Annotated in this window: 14 protein-coding genes; 7 read left to right on the top strand and 7 right to left on the bottom strand. The window is 47.4% G+C overall.

The annotated features are described in order from the left end of the window. Positions 1-33 precede the first annotated feature (33 nt). Positions 34-1611 carry a sodium-dependent transporter gene (locus tag PHG53_09230; GenBank protein MDD5381799.1) on the top strand — a complete coding sequence of 526 codons (1578 nt, stop codon included), beginning with the start codon at positions 34-36 and terminating at the stop codon, positions 1609-1611. Positions 1612-2023: 412 nt separating this feature from the next. Here the strand turns inward: PHG53_09230 and PHG53_09235 are convergent, their stop codons facing one another. The 3 genes from PHG53_09235 to PHG53_09245 all read right to left on the bottom strand — a co-directional run bounded on the left by PHG53_09235 (position 2024) and on the right by PHG53_09245 (position 4501). Continuing rightward, positions 2024-2581, bottom strand: a complete 558-nt coding sequence (locus tag PHG53_09235; GenBank protein MDD5381800.1) for a hypothetical protein — start codon at positions 2579-2581, stop codon at positions 2024-2026. A gap of 513 nt (positions 2582-3094) precedes the next feature. Further along, on the bottom strand, positions 3095-3949 hold the full coding sequence (locus tag PHG53_09240) for a DUF2971 domain-containing protein (GenBank protein ID MDD5381801.1): 855 nt from the start codon (positions 3947-3949) through the stop codon (positions 3095-3097). A gap of 282 nt (positions 3950-4231) precedes the next feature. Beyond that, positions 4232-4501, bottom strand: a complete 270-nt coding sequence (locus PHG53_09245) for a MazG nucleotide pyrophosphohydrolase domain-containing protein (protein MDD5381802.1) — start codon at positions 4499-4501, stop codon at positions 4232-4234. A gap of 142 nt (positions 4502-4643) precedes the next feature. On the opposite strand from PHG53_09245, the gene PHG53_09250 reads away from it, so the two are divergent. The 3 genes from PHG53_09250 (at position 4644) to PHG53_09260 (ending at position 6325) form a co-directional block, all read left to right on the top strand. Next, a complete protein-coding gene (locus PHG53_09250; GenBank protein MDD5381803.1) occupies positions 4644-5009 on the top strand; it encodes an STAS domain-containing protein in 366 nt (121 codons plus the stop codon). 149 nt (positions 5010-5158) lie between these two features. Then, on the top strand, positions 5159-5614 hold the full coding sequence (locus PHG53_09255) for an ATP-binding protein (GenBank protein MDD5381804.1): 456 nt from the start codon (positions 5159-5161) through the stop codon (positions 5612-5614). A gap of 51 nt (positions 5615-5665) precedes the next feature. Further along, positions 5666-6325, top strand: coding sequence for a peptidoglycan recognition family protein (locus PHG53_09260; protein MDD5381805.1), 660 nt, complete (start codon positions 5666-5668; stop codon positions 6323-6325). A gap of 330 nt (positions 6326-6655) precedes the next feature. Here the strand turns inward: PHG53_09260 and PHG53_09265 are convergent, their stop codons facing one another. Further along, a complete protein-coding gene (locus tag PHG53_09265; GenBank protein ID MDD5381806.1) occupies positions 6656-11074 on the bottom strand; it encodes a hypothetical protein in 4419 nt (1472 codons plus the stop codon). A gap of 407 nt (positions 11075-11481) precedes the next feature. Between PHG53_09265 and PHG53_09270 the strand changes: the two genes are divergently transcribed. Then, positions 11482-11673: a hypothetical protein gene (locus PHG53_09270; protein MDD5381807.1), complete on the top strand. Its 192-nt coding sequence runs from the start codon at positions 11482-11484 to the stop codon at positions 11671-11673. A 354-nt stretch (positions 11674-12027) separates the two neighbouring features. Here PHG53_09270 and PHG53_09275 read toward each other — a convergent pair whose 3' ends face one another. Beyond that, positions 12028-12921: a PEP-CTERM sorting domain-containing protein gene (locus PHG53_09275; protein MDD5381808.1), complete on the bottom strand. Its 894-nt coding sequence runs from the start codon at positions 12919-12921 to the stop codon at positions 12028-12030. Positions 12922-13427: 506 nt separating this feature from the next. Between PHG53_09275 and PHG53_09280 the strand changes: the two genes are divergently transcribed. After that, positions 13428-14072 carry a hypothetical protein gene (locus PHG53_09280; protein ID MDD5381809.1) on the top strand — a complete coding sequence of 215 codons (645 nt, stop codon included), beginning with the start codon at positions 13428-13430 and terminating at the stop codon, positions 14070-14072. Positions 14073-14092: 20 nt separating this feature from the next. Continuing rightward, positions 14093-14791 carry a nitroreductase family protein gene (locus PHG53_09285; GenBank protein ID MDD5381810.1) on the top strand — a complete coding sequence of 233 codons (699 nt, stop codon included), beginning with the start codon at positions 14093-14095 and terminating at the stop codon, positions 14789-14791. Between the two features lie 11 nt (positions 14792-14802). Here the strand turns inward: PHG53_09285 and PHG53_09290 are convergent, their stop codons facing one another. Both PHG53_09290 and PHG53_09295 read right to left on the bottom strand, forming a co-directional pair. Beyond that, positions 14803-15384 (bottom strand): flavodoxin family protein, encoded by a 582-nt coding sequence (locus PHG53_09290; protein MDD5381811.1) that lies wholly within the window; start codon positions 15382-15384, stop codon positions 14803-14805. Positions 15385-15395: 11 nt separating this feature from the next. Then, the gene (locus PHG53_09295; GenBank protein MDD5381812.1) at positions 15396-16745 is read right to left on the bottom strand and encodes an acetylxylan esterase; all 1350 of its coding nucleotides are present in this window, start codon (positions 16743-16745) and stop codon (positions 15396-15398) included. Positions 16746-16748 lie beyond the last annotated feature (3 nt).

Genomic DNA, 16748 nt, shown 5'->3' on the forward strand with positions numbered 1-16748 from the left:
GCCGAAGTGCTGAAATAAACAGTGGGTCTTTCTTTGCAAGAACAAAGAAAAAGAGAAAGATGGGGGAGCAGGCTCGGTATCATATTGGCTGTAGCGGGAAGCGCTATCGGCCTTGGCAACTTCTTAAGATTTCCTGTTCAGGCGGCTAAAAACGGGGGCGGGGCGTTTATGATTCCGTATTTCGTGGCCCTGCTTCTGGTCGGGCTGCCGCTGATGTGGATTGAATGGACCATCGGCAGGTTCGGAGGTGGATTCGGACACAGCACCGCCCCGGGAATGTTTCATACTCTCTGGAACAAAAACAGGTTCATCAAGTATTTCGGCGTCATCGGCATCTTCGGCCCCATCGTTATCTTTATCTCCTACGTGTATGTTGAATCCTGGCTGCTCGGCTACAGTGTCTTTGCGCTGCTCGGAAAGTTCAATTCGCTCACGACAGAAGAAAGCATAACAGCATTTCTGCAGGCGTATCAGGGACTGACAATGAAAAGCAAATTTTTCATCGGTCTGCCCCCGGCATACTTTTTCTTCCTTATAACTTTTATCATAAATATTTTGATAGTTTATAAAGGTGTCAGCAAAGGTATTGAAAGAGCCTGCAAATATGCTGTGCCGGTTTTGTTTCTATTTGCCATTATACTTATCGTAAGGGTTTTAAGCCTTGGCACACCTGACCCGGCTAAACCGGATTACAACACCATCAACGGCCTTGGTTTTCTGTGGAATCCAGACTGGTCTGCATTAAAGAGCGCAAAAGTCTGGCTGGCAGCGACAGGACAGATATTCTTTACACTAAGCTGCGGCATCGGTGTTATTCTGACTTATGCAAGTTATCTTACCAAGCAGGACGATGTTGCGATGTCCGGCTTAAGCGCAGCGGCCACTAACGAATTTGCGGAAGTAATACTCGGCGGCAGCATCGTAATACCGGCTGCTTTTGCTTTTTTCGGCTCCGCGGGCGCTGAGAAAATCGCCTCCGGCGGCGCATTTAATCTCGGATTCGTTACTATGCCGCTGGTTATGCAGAAAATCGCCTTCGGAAATATCTTTGGCTTTATGTGGTTTATGCTGCTATTTTTAGCAGGTGTTACTTCTTCGATATCGCTTGCGCAGCCGGCAATAGCGTTTATGGAGGATGAGTTTAATTTTTCAAGGAAAAAGGCAAGCCTGGTCTTCGGGCTGGTTACCTTTGTGCTGTGCCAGCCGGCTATTTTCCTAATCAGCAGGGGGGTTGTCGATGAGCTGGACTTCTGGGGCGGCACATTTTGCCTGGTTCTGTTCGCCACAATTGAAGCGATTCTTTTTGCTTGGGTTTTCGGAATGGAAAAGGCCTGGACGGAAATGCACGTCGGTTCGGATATTACAATACCGCGAATATACAGGTTTATCATTAAATTCATCACGCCGGCGTTTTTACTTCTCATTTTGGGTTTCTGGCTCTGGCAGGATTGGGCGTCCATAATCCTGATGAAAAATGTGCCGAAGGAAAACGTCCCGTTCGTATTGGCGACACGTATTGGATTATTGATATTCTTTGGCGTGCTGGCATTTTTAGTCTGGCATGTCTGGCGGAAAAAACAGAAGGAGGGAATGCGGTCCGATGCGTTTTGATGGCTGGATATTTATGGCTGTAAGCTGGCTGGCGATTCTGACGCTGTTTTCTTATTCGCTCATCCGCATTTTGCGCTCCAAAGACAGCAACAAGCCGGAACAATAAGCATACTTGGTTCTTTTTAAAAATTGGGTTCGTTCCGCCTTCGCCAAAAGGCTTCGGCGGGTAAATTTTGGCTTTGTTTGGGTTTGTTTTTTAGAGTTCATAGTTCGTTGTTCATGGTTGTTAGTTATTGTCAAACAAGGAGTTAGGTTCATTTTTGGCATTTTGGAAATTGGCTTTGTTTGGCATAATTTTGTTTGTTCATTGTTCATAGTTCGTAGTTGATAGAAAGTCTCCGCTTCCGTCTTCGCTTCGCTACGACGGACAAGTCCGCCTAAAAAGGTGTTTTGTATCTTCATTTAGTAAATTTTATAATCCTTCATCTTTTAGTTTTCTGGCGATATTGAGACGCTGGAATTCGAGGATGGTTTTGAAGAGACTGTGCTCGATTCGGCGTTCATACATTAAAAGGTGGTCGAGAACCCTTTCATTTGAGAAATCCTTCACGGCCAAACGGCCGAGGGCCAAACGGTTATCAGAATCGGAGGGGGTTGGCTGCGGTTGGTTCAGGGTTTTGAAAATCAGAGATTGGGTAAGTTTTTTTAGCGGGTCGTTGGTCTGGTCGGAGTGCAAGCAATCGATGGCCTGGTTCTGGAAGCGGCCAGCGCGTTTCAAACGCCAAGAGAGGGTAACGATACGTTCAGCGAGAATGGATTCCATCGGGCTGATGGGATTTAGCTCGTCGAGCAACTGTTGGCGGTAGAGGTCGAAATCGGCCTCGCTTTCGGATGTGATTACATCGCTTTCAGCCCTTAAGCCGTGCTTGACGGCGTTTTGCGAGACGGCGGTCTTGCCCTCGATGGAGCGGGGGCCGGTTGATTTTTGAGAGTTAAGACGGTTGGCGAGGATTTTAGCTTGTGTAGACATGGTAAGCTCCGCTTAGTAAATAGTTGTTTGTTCATAGTTCATAGTTATTGGTTAAAAACCAATTACTAACTATTATTTGACTTGGACCAACTGGACCTGAAACCTTGCCCTACTGGGCGATATGCGTTCGTCTGCTGACAAACTGGCGGGTATTATACCAAATTTCAGGCAAAAGTCAACGAAAATTGGCCACAGATGAACACAGATTAACACAGTTTTTAGACGCTGATTGCGCTGGTTACGCAGAGAGGAATACCTAAGATACTTAGGTATTCTTTTGTTGACTTGTTTGCTGTTGCTTCCGGAAGCCGACCCAGGCCGAAAAACCCCCGACAGAAAAGCAAGTAAGCAGCAATCGAGGGCAGGCTATGCTGGGGCAGGCCGGCTGTAAACGTTAGAATCGCGCCTTCGGCGGACAAGTATCGGGTCAAGGCAATAAATTCTTCGGGGGAAAGTATGCCAAGTAATACGGTGGCGGTGGTGCTGTAGATTAGAATTAAACTAATTGGGCAGTTAGGTTGAATCAGGTAATTTACATTTGATAAGCAGCATATGTGGACTGCTTGTACTCCAATGTGCTTTTAGGCATTCGATTTTTAGATTTTCACACATCTGCTTAATCAGGTGAATATTATATAGTTTATCTGTTCTATCTCCCACAATTACCCCCTTCAACGATGCACTGATATCAAGGCATTCAAGCTTCTTATCAGGGTCAAATACAACCACCCGGAATTCCGCTTCATCTCTATAATCAATATTCTTGCGAAAAAATAATTCTCCCGCATTATCTGTCACATATTTATATGCGCACTCTCTGGCCCCTTTTTCCCTGAGTAAACTCATACAAAAAGATGGGCGACTATCATCCTCTTGTAAATACGTAACATAATTGGTCTTATATTTTTCCATTTGAGTTTGTAGGGCCTTTTCTAATTCTTCTTTTGATAGAATCAGACAGATGCCGTAATGATTTTCTCCATATTGTGACCACATACGAGATCTATCCCAGCCCTTTGAATAGAAATATTTATCTTTTTCGGAACTGCCATCACTTAGAATCAAAGTGGGCGTTACATTCGAACAGAAACTCATCACTTTACATTCAAACCTTAATATTCTGTTGATGGCATCGTGGGCTTCATTTAATAGTATGTCATGTGATTCTTCGTCAGGTGCGAATGTTCCATGGGAATTAAATAGCTTGAACTTATATTCTCTTGGGTCATTCATATCATTTAAAATAGAAAGTTTAAATTTCTTTGTATTCAATATGTGCTTTATGGCTATTGACGTTTTTGTATAATGAAAAAGGGCGTCCGGGGTTTCAATATATTCTTTTAAATTCATACTTTCATTTTCTCGCAAATTTATGTACCTCCTGGAAATCCAGGGCTACCATACTTATTTCCTTATTATTTATAAAGATGTTTGCTGTTCGGCAATGTTGACGGACAAAGGTGTGATTCTCCGCATCTTCCGGTCTTAAGTTTCTATCGGATTAACTATAAATCCTCCCCAAGGGCATGTCAACGCTCAAAACCAAATGGCAAAAGTTAGGGATGGAAATAAGCAATCCTTACGCGAGCAACCCCACGGCCAGAGTAACCCCTGCCGCGAGCGGCAGGGCTAACCGATTTTGAGAATGCTTCACTTAGGCTTGAAGCCTTTGAGTTTGCCGCTGGTGTATTTCTTGCAGGCCTTTTCCAAATCGACATCGCTGATATTCGCGAGCGTGCAGAGCCAGGCAAGCACGTCGGCAAATTCTTCTTGCCTGTTTTTGGCATCTTTGGAGACAAGGGCTGTGGAAAGCTCGCCGACCTCTTCGATAAACCACATAAACGTGGCGGGGATTCCTCTTTCGCGGTCGCGTTTTTCGTACTTTTTCGAGATCAGTTGTTGAAATTCTTTAATATGCATATTGTCCATTATCCACGATGAACTTCAGGCGGCAAGGGTTTTTCTGCTGAAAACATACAAAATTACAGAAATTCAAAACTTGACATCAGCGACCTCGTAGTATATTTTGAACGGTTTAATGCCTTTTTAGCAGGAGATTATTATGGCATCGATGAAGCCGAGAATAAGTGTCGAATACGCCGAGAACGCGGCTATTGTTACTTTTACCGATGAAAAAATTCTCGAAGAGAAGGATGTCCAGTTGCTTCAGGATTCTATTATGTCCGTTATCGAGCAGGCGGAGCGGATAAACCTGATTTTAGATTTTTGCAATGTGCGGTTCCTGTCGTCGGCCGTTTTAGGGCTTTTAATCAGAATCAGCAAAAAGGTTTATGAACGCGACGGCCAATTAAAACTTTGCAGCATAGACCCGAAAATCTATAAGATTTTCAAAATAACCCGGCTGACAAAAATTTTCGATATATACAAAGATATAGAAAGCGCAACTGAGAGCCTCGTTGCAGATTAGGCGGCAATCTCTTTCCTGGCCGGTGTTGTTATCTGTTCTCTGCAGTTTTAGCGAAGGGGGAAACAAAACCGAAATTTTGTTCATAAGAATGGTGAATTAGCCGATAAATAGAGGTCGGCGTGGATAATAATTTGAGATAGTATAAGTTCATGGCATCTAGAGCACCATTTACCCGCTCAATGGCTATTGCAAGCACACCTCTGGCTATTACCGAGGTGTGCAAGTGGATTTTACCTAAACTCAAAGCCAGCAATTTTAGCCATGAAGATATTTTTGCAGTCCATCTTGCCCTGGAAGAGGCATTGATTAATGCCATCAAGCACGGCAATAAAATGGACCCCGCCAAAGAGGTTAAAGTTGACTATTCGCTGAGCTCCGATAAAGTTGAAATTTCTATGACGGACGAGGGCGAAGGATTTGACCCGGAAGTCGTGCCGGACCCGCGACACGGTAAAAATCTTTATAAGAATGACGGAAGGGGATTGCTTCTTATGCAATCGTATATGGATGTGGTTGAATACAATAAACGCGGCAATAGCGTGCGTATGGTCAGATATAAAGAAAAGCCCCATTTGCCGGAAACTCAAAAGCAGTCACAGGCATAATCAGCGGTAGGATGCTGATAACTTGATAATAGAAAGAGTGGATAGTTAAAGATGTATAATAGAATTCTTATTGCGTGCGGTTGTTTGGTCGTTCTGAGCGGTTGTATGGCTAACGAGCCGATGCCTCAGATTACGTATGACGATGACTATAAAAGTATCGAAACCGTTAAACCGAAGCTTTCAACGCCGAGCCCAAGCCGGACAGTTTCAACTGGAAATGCCCTTGTTTCGCAGGATTGGGTGCCGCCTTCGTCGGTGGAAAAGAAATGGACTGCTATAATAATACATCATTCGGGAACGAAAAACGGCGATTCTGCTATATTTGACAAGTGGCATAGGGAAAATAACCATTGGCAGGGCGTTGGATATGATTTTGTTATAGGTAACGGAAGTAACAGCGGTGATGGGCTGGTTGAGGTAACGTACCGGTGGCAAAAGCAGGTTACGGGGGCTCATGTTGGGGGTACGCCGGGGAACTGGGCGAATAAAGATGGGATAGGAATTTGTCTGGTGGGGGATTTCAATAAGACACAGCCGACAAACTCGCAAATGCAGTCGCTGGTTAAACTTGTGCGCTTTTTGCAAAGCCGGTACAAGATACCTAAAAACAAGATTTACGGTCACAAGACCACGCCGGGGGCGGGGACAGTAACGGATTGTCCTGGGAAGAATTTTCCGATGACCTGGCTGAAGTCACAGGTTTTGCCGTAAGTTTTGCATACAGCAACAGTTATATCATTCGCAAAATCACACTGTCTTGACACAAAAACGGTCTTTTTAGGCTTAAATTGAGCCTACTACGAGGTGTTAACATACGGCGATTAGGCAAGATGGGTAAGGGGGAAACATGCTAAAAAGTGGTAGAAGTTGGTAAAAATGTACGCGAAATTGGTACAAATGTATGTGGAATCGCTACAAAGTGAGACAAAAAGTGGATGAGTGGAGGCGTGAACGATTAGATGAGTAAAAAAGAATTAAGTTGCCCAAGTTAACAGGGAGCGGAAGACAGACGACAGATTACGGAATACAGTGACACAGGTGTCAGCTTCTTAATACCATAAGGCAATCTGGGCAGAACAATTGCCCTGAGTCAATTTTTACCAGCTTACTTTTCGGAACATTCTTTTTGCCGCAGCATTCGCAAGTTCCATTCTCTGCGGTGATATCGAGAATTTTGATTCGCGGCTTAGCTTCGGTTTTTTTCCGCTCTTTGTCTTGGACTGTTGCTGAGGGGACACCGGCTTCTAATCCGGCTTTTTTCTTAGCCCTGGCCTGAGCTTTTGTTTTCTTCTTGAGTTCATCCGTTGTTTCTGTGACCGTCTTGACCTCTGGTTTTGACTTTTCTTCTGGTTCGTCGGCTATCGCCTGAGAGTAAACCTCTGACTTCTCGTCAACTTCTACTGGGGCTTTCTCTTCTTTAGCTTCAACTTTTGCCCTCGTCTGTGCTTCCGCTTCGGCTTTTTCTTGTGCTCTTATTCTGGCTTCGGCTTCGGCCTTTAGTTTTTCTTCTGTTTCGGCTAGCGCTTCGGCATAGGATTTGACCTTGTCTTCAGCTTCAATTCTGGCGATGGATTCGGATTCGGTGTTGGCTTCGGCTCTTGCTCTGGCCTCAGATTCGGTCCTTAGTTTTTCTTCTGCTTCGGCTTTGAGTGCGGCTATAGTTTCAAAGTGGACCCTCGACTTTTCCTCAACCTCAGCTCTGGCTTTTTCTATCGCCTCGGCAAAAGCTGCGGCTTTTTCTTCGGCCTTTGTCCTTGCTTGTGCTTCAGCGTCGGCTATGGCTTCGGTTCTTGCTCTGGCCTCAGATTCGGTCCTTAGTTTTTCTTCTGCTTCGGCTTTGAGTGCGGCTATAGTTTCAAAGTGGACCCTCGACTTTTCCTCAACCTCAGCTCTGGCTTTTTCTATCGCCTCGGCAAAAGCTGCGGCTTTTTCTTCGGCCTTTGTCCTTGCTTGTGCTTCAGCGTCGGCTATGGCTTCGGTTCTTGCTCTGGCCTCAGATTCGGTCCTTAGTTTTTCTTCTGCTTCGGCTTTGAGTGCGGCTATAGTTTCAAAGTGGACCCTCGACTTTTCCTCAACCTCAGTTCTGGCTTTTTCTATCGCCTCGGCGTAAGCTGCGGCTTTTTCTTCGGCCTTTGTCCTTGCTTGTGCTTCAGCGTCGGCTATGGCTTCGGCTCTTGCTCTGGCCTTTGCTTCGGTCTCGGCTTTTTCTTCCGCCCTTGCCCTGGCTTGTGCTTCGAGACCTGCTTTTTCTTCAGCTCTGACTTTTGTCTCAGATTCGGCCCTGAGCTTTTCTTCTGCTTCGGCTTTGAGTGCGGCTATTGTCTCGGAGTGAACCCTCGATTTTTCCTCAACCTCAGCTCCGGCTTTTTCTATTGCCTCGGCGTAAGCTACGGCTTTTTCTTCGGCCTTTGTCCTTGCTTGTGCTTCAGCGTCGGCTATGGCTTCGGCTCTTGCTCTGGCCTTTGCTTCGGTCTCGGCTTTTTCTTGTGCTCTTATCCTGGCCTCAGATTCGGTTTTCAGCCGTTCTTCTGTTTCGGCTTTGATTTCGGCTATTGTCTCAGAGTAAACCCTCGACTTTTCCTCAGCCTCAGCTCTGGCTTTTTCTATCGCCTCGGCAAAAGCTACGGCTTTTTCTTCGGCTCTTGCTCTGGCCTTTGCTTCGGTCTCGGCTTTTTCTTGTGCTCTTATCCTGGCCTCAGATTCGGTTTTCAGCCGTTCTTCTGTTTCGGCTTTGATTTCGGCTATTGTCTCAGAGTAAACCCTCGACTTTTCCTCAGCCTCAGCTCTGGCTTTTTCTATCGCCTCGGCAAAAGCTACGGCTTTTTCTTCGGCTCTTGCTCTGGCCTTTGCTTCGGTCTCGGCTTTTTCTTCCGCCCTTGCCCTGGCTTGTGCTTCAAGACCTGCCTTTTCTTCGGCCCGGATTTTTGTTTCAGATTCGGCCTTTAGTTTTTCTTCTGCTTCGGCCAGCACTTCGGCATAGGATTTGATCTTGTTTTCAGCTTCAATTCTTGCGATGGATTCAGATTCGGCTCTGGCTTCGGCCTTTGCTGTTTTCTCGGTTTCAGCCCTTAGCTTTTCATCCGTATCGGCTTTGAGTGCGGCTATCGTTTGGGAGTAAGCCCTTGACTTTTCCTCGGCATAAGCCTTGGCTTTTTCTATTGCTTCGGCATAAACTGCGGCTTTTTCTTCTGATTCTGCTCTTGCTTTTGCTTCGGCTTCGGCTTTTTCCTCTGCCTTTGCTCTTGCTTGGCGCTCAGCATTTATATCCTCTCTGGCTTTTGTTATTGCCTCGGCATAACCACTTCTTTCTGCCTTGGCCTTAGCCTTAGCCTCGAGTTTAGCAATAGCTAAAGCCGCTTTTTCAGCTCTGGCCTGCACCTTTTCTTCCGCTCTTATCCTAGCATCAGATTCGGTCTTTAATCTTTCTTCTGCTTCGGCCAGCGCTTCAGCATAAGATTTGGCCTTGTCCTGGGCTTCAGCTTTAGCCTGTGCTTCAGCCTCAGCTTTGGTTTCTGCTCTTACCCTGGCCTCAGATTCGGTCCTTAGCTTTTCTTCTGCTTCGGCTTTGATTTCGGCTGTTGTCTCAGAGTAAACCCTCGACTTTTCCTCAGCCTCAGCTCTGGCTTTTTCTATTGCCTCGGCAAAAGCGGCGGCCTTTTCTTCTGCTTTTACCCTTGCCTTTGCTTCGGTCTCGGCTTTTTCTTCCGCCCTTGCTCTGGCTTGTGCTTCAAGACCTGCCTTTTCTTCAGCTCTGACTTTTGTCTCGGATTCGGTCCTTAGCTTTTCTTCTGCTTCGGCTTTGAGTGCGGCTATCGTTTGCGAGTAGACCATCGACTTTTCCTCGGCCTCTGCCTTGGCTTTGTCTACCGCGGCTTCAACTCTTGCGACGGATTCAGATTCGGCCATAGCCTTGGCCTTTACTAATTTCTCGGCCTCGGTCCGCAACTTTTCATCCGTCTCGGCTTTGAGTGCGGCTATTGTCTCGGAGTAAACCCTCGACTTTTCCTCGGCGTCTGCTTTGATTTTTTTTATTGCTTCGGCAAGAGCTGCGGCTTTTTCTTCGGCTTGGGCTTTTGCCTGTGCTTCGGTTTCGGCTTTTTCTTCCGCCCATGCTCTGGCTTGTGCTTCCAGAGTTGCCTTTTCTTCAGCCCTAGCTTTTGTTTCAGATTCGGCTCTTAGCTTTTCTTCTGCTTCGGCTTTGATTTCAGCTATCGTTTCAGAGTAAACCCTCGACTTTTCCCCGGCATCAGCCCTGGTTTTCTCTATCGCCTCGGCAAGAGCTGCTGCTTTTTCTTCGGCTCTTGCTCTGGCCTTTGCTTCGGTCTCGGCTTTTTCTTCCGCCCATGCTCTGGCTTGTGCTTCCAGAGTTGCCTTTTCTTCAGCCCTGATTTTTGTTTCAGATTCGGCCCTGAGTTTTTCTTCTGCTTCGGTCAGCGCCTCAGCATAGGATTTGGCCTTGTCCCGGGCTTCAGCTTTAGCCTGCGCTTCAGCTTCAGCCCTGGTTTCTGCTCTTACTCTGGCCTCAGATTCGGTTTTCAGCCTTTCTTCTGCTTCGGCTTTGATTTGGGCTATTGTTTGCGAGTAGACCATCGATTTTTCCTCGACGTCAGCCCTAGCTTTCTCTGCCGCCTCGGTGAAAGCAGCGGCTTTTTCTTCTGCTTCAGTTCTTGCCTGCGCTTCGGCCTCGGCTTTGGCTTGGGTTTGAGCTTTTACTTCTCTTTCAGACCTTAGCCTTGCATCAGTTTCTAATCTGGCTCTTTCCTCAGCCTTGGCTCTTAATCTGACCTCGGCTTTTAGCTTTTCTTCTGCTTCGGCTTTGATTTGGGCTATTGTTTGCGAGTAGACCATCGATTTTTCCTCGGCGTCTGCTCTGGCTTTGGCTATTGTCTCGGCGAAAGCAGCGGCTTTTTCTTCTATTTCAGCTTTAGCCTGTGCTTCTGCTTCGGCTATCTCTTCTGCCCTTATCCTGGCTTCAGATTCGGCCTTTAGTCTTTCCTCTGTTTCGGTTATTTTTTCTGCATAGGATTTGACCTTTTCCCGGGCTTCAATTTTAGCACTGCATTCAGATTCGGCTCTTGCCTCTGCCTTTGCTGCTTTTTCGGTTTCGGCCCTTAGCGTTTCATCTGTCTCGGCTTTGAGTGCGGCTATCGTTTCAAGGTGGACCCTCGATTTTTTCTCCGCATCCGCTTTGACTTTCTCTATCGTTTCGGCATAGGCGGCGGCTTTTTCTTCCGCTTTTATCCTGGCTTGGCGCTCGGCCTTTGCATTCTCCTGAGCTTGTGCTATTGCGTCGTTATAGTCCCTTTTTTCGGCTTTTGCCTTGGCCTTGGCTTCAGCATTTGCGAGGGCTCTGGCTTTAGCTTCGGCTTTAGCTTCGGCTTTTTCCTTTGCTCTGGCCTCAGCCCTGGCTCTTTTTTCGGCTTTGGCTATGGCTTTTGCTTTCTCTTTGGCTTTTTTCAAATTTAGACAAGGGATTAGGGGGTGAGCGGGCCAATGTTTTTGCCCACATATATTGCAAGTCGGCACAAATTTTTCATCCGAGGATGCATTTGCCTCCTGAGCAGCTCCAGGAGCGTTCTGCGTTTTGCTTTCAGCGGTTTTATTAGTATTTATATTGAACATTCAGTTATAATTGTTGTTTAAAGATTCTGTTTTTCTGATGTTTCTTTATCGGTAAGCAGTGAAGCGAAGACATTACCTCGGTCAGATACAAACCTGTACAGTCTAAATGTTGTATGGTGAACTTTGGAGACATTAGAAAATACCGTCAAATGTCAGTTTTTTCGGCCAATATATATATAACAACAAGAATCAATTTTTATATCGGCTTCCTCCCTGAAGCAGGGACTATGTAGGTTATCCGATTGATGCCTGATTGTCAAGAAAATTACACCATACAGTTTTTAGAGGGCAGCGCATACAATAACAGCAGCATCTTCACAGTCGCCGGCTGGTTTAATACAGACCAATCAACAGGGATGCAAACAATTGTCGCAAGATTCCGGCTATTACTACGGCTGGAAGGTCGCGGACCGGTCATTTGTGCCGGTGGGATATAGACTATTGGCATCGGGTTTATAAATGCCCTGTGCAACTCTAATCTCGAAGCCTGAGTTTGCTGCAGTCAAGGCATCCTGAAGGTATTTATAAGCATCGGCCTAACTTGAGCCATTGTTAGCTCCGGCTGCGCCGGCGTAGATTGTTCCTGCCATACAAGGAGCGGTTAAAAATAGATATGCCAAACCCAAAATCAGCTTTCTCATATTGCCAGTCTCCTAAATACAAGAACAATTCAGAATACATAATTTGAGCGGAAATGTCAAAGGGAAAAGAGGGGGCAGGGTAGGGACAGAAAACAAAAAGGGCCGGGAGTAGAAACTCACGGCCCATTATTCAACAACACAAGCTGGAGTTTACTTTCTGCGTTTTCGCAGGAGAGCCAATCCACCCAAACCTAACAGAGCAATTGTCGCCGGCTCAGGGATGACCATAAAGCCATTAAGAGGCATGAGCATTGCGCCAGTCCAGTCGGTAGGATCTATCCACCCGTAGATTGAGATAGCGCCTTCCGAGCTGGTGGTAATCTTGAAACTGACGCAGTAGTCCGTACCTCCAATATAATTGTTGTTATCGTTAGCCGGTGCCATCATAAAAGTTCTGCCGCCATCTGTTGCGACGAGGTCGGCCAGTTCTTGAGGCATACCAGATTCACCAGTAATAGGCTCGGGAACAGGCTGTATCGGGCTGTAACCATTGGGATAACCATTGTAAGTCAGCCAAGCCACCGGGTTGATTGTGCTCCAACACCCGAATTTGGAGTCTGGGTTATTTGAGGAAGCGGCCCAGGCTTGCCTCATATCAAAGGACCAGAGTCTTATCCTGTATTCTGTTTCTGGGGCCAGGCCGGTAATTGTGAGCTTCAAGTAGTTCATACCAAACATTTTTCCAGTCGCATTATATTCACCAGTTCCTGCAACGTATGCAAAACCGCCGCTGCGGCTGCTTGAACCGCCGTTGTTGTTCGGGGTTTGGCCTGTTTTGAAAGCATCGAGTTCGATGTGTGGAATTTCCCACGGAGCTTCGAAAAAAGGATTAGCGAAATCCTGGCCTACCGGCCCGGTCCAAGCATAACCAGGGCTCCAAGGCTGCCATCCAACTTTCGGCTGCTGGTTATAGACAATGTCGACCTTCAAAGGATTAACGCCAGAATTACCGTACTGGTCAAATCCTATGTAGGCGGCCGATGCCGACACACTTAATCCAACTACAACTAACGCAACGCTAAGAACAATTAATTTGTTACACATAATCCACTCCTCCTTTTTCTTTATTTAAAAAACATTTTTTCGTTTTGACCACAAAGCCAAAAAATCAACATCTCGTGATTCGATACGCATCTGTAATTCAGCGCCGGGTGTGGATTCGGCCGGTTACACACCGGACGACCGTCGCTATATTGGGTGTGTCCGTATAACATGATTTTTGCGAAATGAATTTCATCCTCCTCCTTGTGGAATATAGATTAAAGAATCCGCCAATTCGCTTAATTCGTTTGTAATTCTACCAGAATTACCCATTTCCCTGTCAAGGGAAATTTTACTGGATTTCAGAAAAACATTCAAAAAGCAGACGGAGCGAATTAGAGGATTAGCAAATTAGAGAATTGGTGAATTTGCCGGACATTTCGGACAGGCAGGCGTGTTTTCGAATTGGGTGGAATTGGCGGAATTTGGTTGACAAAATGGTCTAAATCGTGCAGGATTTTTAAGGTGTTATAAGTTTTGTTAACCTTATTTTGAAAGGGGATAAAATTATGAGTAAAAGAGCAATCATTTTCATTTGTCTTGTACTTGCTATGGCTACAGCGGCATCGGCGGTCGAGAAGATAACATACGTCGATGCGAACGACGGAGAGAAAGGCAACACGAAATTGGCAGCGGGTGGAGTGTTTAAGCCCACAACTAATAACAGCGGGATGGATAACCTTTGGCGGTTTCGGACAGGATTAGCAAATCCGAGCGGTTCGGGTACGGTATACGAGGCAGGCGGGACGTTCAGCGAGATAGATAACACAGAAGATTGTCCTCGCTTAGTGACAACGGTCAGCGGTTTGCCGGAGGGGACCTATAAGGTGTATGTTTATTTCTGGAGCGATGAAAACAGCTGGCGCATCCGTGCGGATTTGAAGGGTAAAGATGCACAACTGCCGCTTTTCTGCTCCAAAGCGGCCGATGGAGACGCGGCACCAATAGGCGCCCCGGCAGCAGTCCTTGCCAAAACGGGAGACTTCAAGGCGTCGCCGTTATTGAGCCAGGGCAATAGGACGTTGTGGCAAGCGTATCTTGGCGAGGTGAAGGGGACGACGATAACGGTGTTTGTCGATGACGACCCCGCACATAAGACACATAATAAACGGACGTGGTATGACGGCATCGGCTACCAAGCCGTGACACAATAAGAAATTGAATGGAGGCCAATATGAATCGCAGGACATTTTTGAAAAGTGTGCCGGCACTTGCGATGCTGGCATCGGCAAAGACAGGTTTTTCCGCAGACGCAAACACGGCGACCAGTGCTGCACAGCCGGTCGTCGCAGCGGAAGGGGTAATCAAACTTCTTCAGCCTGATTTGAAGAAGGGCGCTGCGACGATGGAGTCGCTGAGTAAAAGGAAAACAGAACGGAACCTTTCGGAGAAGAAGCTGACGCTACAGCAGTTGTCAGAAGTGCTTTGGGCGGCAGACGGCGTAAACCGGCCGGACGGCAAACGCACTGCGCCGGCGGCAAGGGCCAAGTATGCCGTTGATATTTACGCTGTGCTGCCGGAAGGCGTTTATTTCTATGATGTGGCAAAGCACGAGCTTGCGCTGGTTGTGAAAGGTGATTTCCGAAAAGAGAGCGGTATGCAGGATTTTGTTTATATCGCATATCTGAATTTAGTTTATGTTCTTAACTTAAAGAACTGGCCGGATGAATCGCGGCCAATGCCTCAATCAAAGCGAGACCGCTGGATAGCTGTTGAATTGGGGTGCATTGCGCAGAACGTGCATCTGTATTGCGCATCGGAAGGATTAGGGACGGTAATCCGGGGGATGATAGACGAAAATAAATTCAGCGAAGTGATAAAGGTAAAGCCCGAACTGATACTAATGGCCCAGACGGTAGGGTGTGTAAAATAAGGGCGGATTGTTTAAATGCTATTTTGCTTTAGCATTGCGGCGAGGTTAAGGGCGAGGTTCTTAACTGTTTCCATGCCCCAGGCGTCATCTTTTGCATCCGCCACGATGGTCGCTCCTGAATGCGAATAGTCGGAGCCATCGCTGATTGCCTGCATATTCAGCTGGAGCAAAAAGGTGTGAATATTTTGCAAGGTGATCTCCTGACCTCCATTTCTCGCGAAACCGCAGGCGATGCCTCCGCCGATTTTGCCGGCCATAGGGAGAGACATACCGTAAGTGTGGCGCATCACGACACACCGGTCCATCATTATTTTCAGCTGGCCTGAAACCATACCGAAATAGACGGGGGAGCCGATTAACAGGCCGTGACACCATTTGAGGGCGTCGATTATCGCAGGCATATCATCTTGTTGAAAACAGGAATTGGTTTCCTTGCACTTCCAGCATCCTATGCACGGTTTAATATCTTTTCCTGACAGAGCGATGTATTTAGTGGTGAAGCCCTGCTGCTTTAATATGTCGAGGGCGTATTGAACGGTGTAAGCGGTGTTGCCGTCGGCGTGAGGGCTTCCAGAGATACCTAAGATATTCATTGTGCTTTCCTTTATTTGGGTGCGGGCGATTTTAAGTATCTTTGTGCAAACGTGAGGAACGTTGGCCAGTTCGGGGCGGGGGTATGTCCGCCGGTGTGCTGGCGAAAGGCGATGTTACCGTCGATAAGCGGCGTGCCAATCGGCGGGAACGCGGCAGTCCCTAAATCATTTTTGCCGAGGAGCTTATAGACCGGCCCTGCGGCGGCTGCGGCCATAAACATACCTTTGGCATCGACCCATCCATCACCATTGGTCGCTCCGGCACTAATGAACACGGGGCGTGGGGCACATAAAGCGATAAGCTCGTGAGAGTCCACCGGCAAATCGTTCCAGTTAAGGGGACCTGCGTATTTAAGAAAGTTGCCGGCCATCCAGTGGTATTCACCTGAGCCGGCGAGGTTTTCGACGATTTCGCCCCAGTTTCGGCGGTGAAGTTTTGCGCCGCCTTCGCCGGAGGAGCTAACAAAAGCGACAGCGAAACGCGAGTCATAGGCCATTGTGACAAGCGCTGCTTTTCCATAACGCGAATGTCCTTCGAGTCCGATTTTTTTGGCGTCAACGGATTTGTCGGTTTCGAAATAGTCCAGAGCACGGCTGGCTCCCCAAGCCCAGGCGCGCAGCGTACCCCAGTCATCCGGTTTGCGCGGCCGGCCCTTGTTGCAAAGTCCGATGATTCCCTGCGTCAGCCGCTCTCCGCTGTCGGCCTGAATGCTGGTTGGAGTGATGACGGCATAACCCCAGCCCTTGGCGAGGACCAGCTGCTTCCAATCGGGTTCGCCACCACCTCGCAGGATTCTGTTTCGAGAACCGCCCCATCCGAGTTCCATTATCACCGGTACAGGACCAGCGGCTCCAGCCGGGGTGGTCAGCGTCAATTGGATGTCAACGACAATAGACGGGTACGAGGAATTATCAACGTGACCCATTAGGTGCTTAGTGATGGTCGGCACGGCACCATTTGCATCTTTAGTCACGGCGGCCACCTTCCATTTTACCTTAGGCGTGTTTTTGGGGACCCGGCCATAGATTTCCCTGTCGAAATCCTCAACGATTTCCGGTCGGCGCTTGTTCCACCAAATTTCAGGCGTCGTGACTTTACGGCCATTCTTCAAAACCAGCGGGTCCGGCAGGTTCGGATAAGGATTGGCCTTAGATTCATCGTAATTGGCATAATTTTCAGCCTTGGGGTCCATTCCGTTTCTGCCCGGCCTTAGAGACGTTATGTGCAGGAGAGTCATCATCCTTTTGTGGTCCTGTTCGGCAGTCAGCTGCACCGGCGGAGGCAGTGCGGCGAAAAGATCGCAGATGGGTGACGCGAAGGACAATAGAACAATGATTTTCAATGGTGTCATGAGTTTCATAAT

It is taken from the genome of Phycisphaerae bacterium (genome assembly GCA_028714855.1).
Classification (GTDB): Bacteria; Planctomycetota; Phycisphaerae; order Sedimentisphaerales; family Anaerobacaceae; genus CAIYOL01.

Bases quoted from the DNA above. Each gene is read 5' to 3' on its own strand.
- PHG53_09245 (MDD5381802.1), bottom strand. From the start codon at position 4,501: ATGCATATTAAAGAATTTCAACAACTGATCTCGAAAAAGTACGAAAAA.
- PHG53_09250 (MDD5381803.1), top strand. From the start codon at position 4,644: ATGGCATCGATGAAGCCGAGAATAAGTGTCGAATACGCCGAGAACGCG.
- PHG53_09255 (MDD5381804.1), top strand. From the start codon at position 5,159: ATGGCATCTAGAGCACCATTTACCCGCTCAATGGCTATTGCAAGCACA.
- PHG53_09235 (MDD5381800.1), bottom strand. From the start codon at position 2,581: ATGTCTACACAAGCTAAAATCCTCGCCAACCGTCTTAACTCTCAAAAA.
- PHG53_09270 (MDD5381807.1), top strand. From the start codon at position 11,482: ATGCCTGATTGTCAAGAAAATTACACCATACAGTTTTTAGAGGGCAGC.
- PHG53_09285 (MDD5381810.1), top strand. From the start codon at position 14,093: ATGAATCGCAGGACATTTTTGAAAAGTGTGCCGGCACTTGCGATGCTG.
- PHG53_09290 (MDD5381811.1), bottom strand. From the start codon at position 15,384: ATGAATATCTTAGGTATCTCTGGAAGCCCTCACGCCGACGGCAACACC.
- PHG53_09260 (MDD5381805.1), top strand. From the start codon at position 5,666: ATGTATAATAGAATTCTTATTGCGTGCGGTTGTTTGGTCGTTCTGAGC.
- PHG53_09295 (MDD5381812.1), bottom strand. From the start codon at position 16,745: ATGAAACTCATGACACCATTGAAAATCATTGTTCTATTGTCCTTCGCG.
- PHG53_09280 (MDD5381809.1), top strand. From the start codon at position 13,428: ATGAGTAAAAGAGCAATCATTTTCATTTGTCTTGTACTTGCTATGGCT.
- PHG53_09275 (MDD5381808.1), bottom strand. From the start codon at position 12,921: ATGTGTAACAAATTAATTGTTCTTAGCGTTGCGTTAGTTGTAGTTGGA.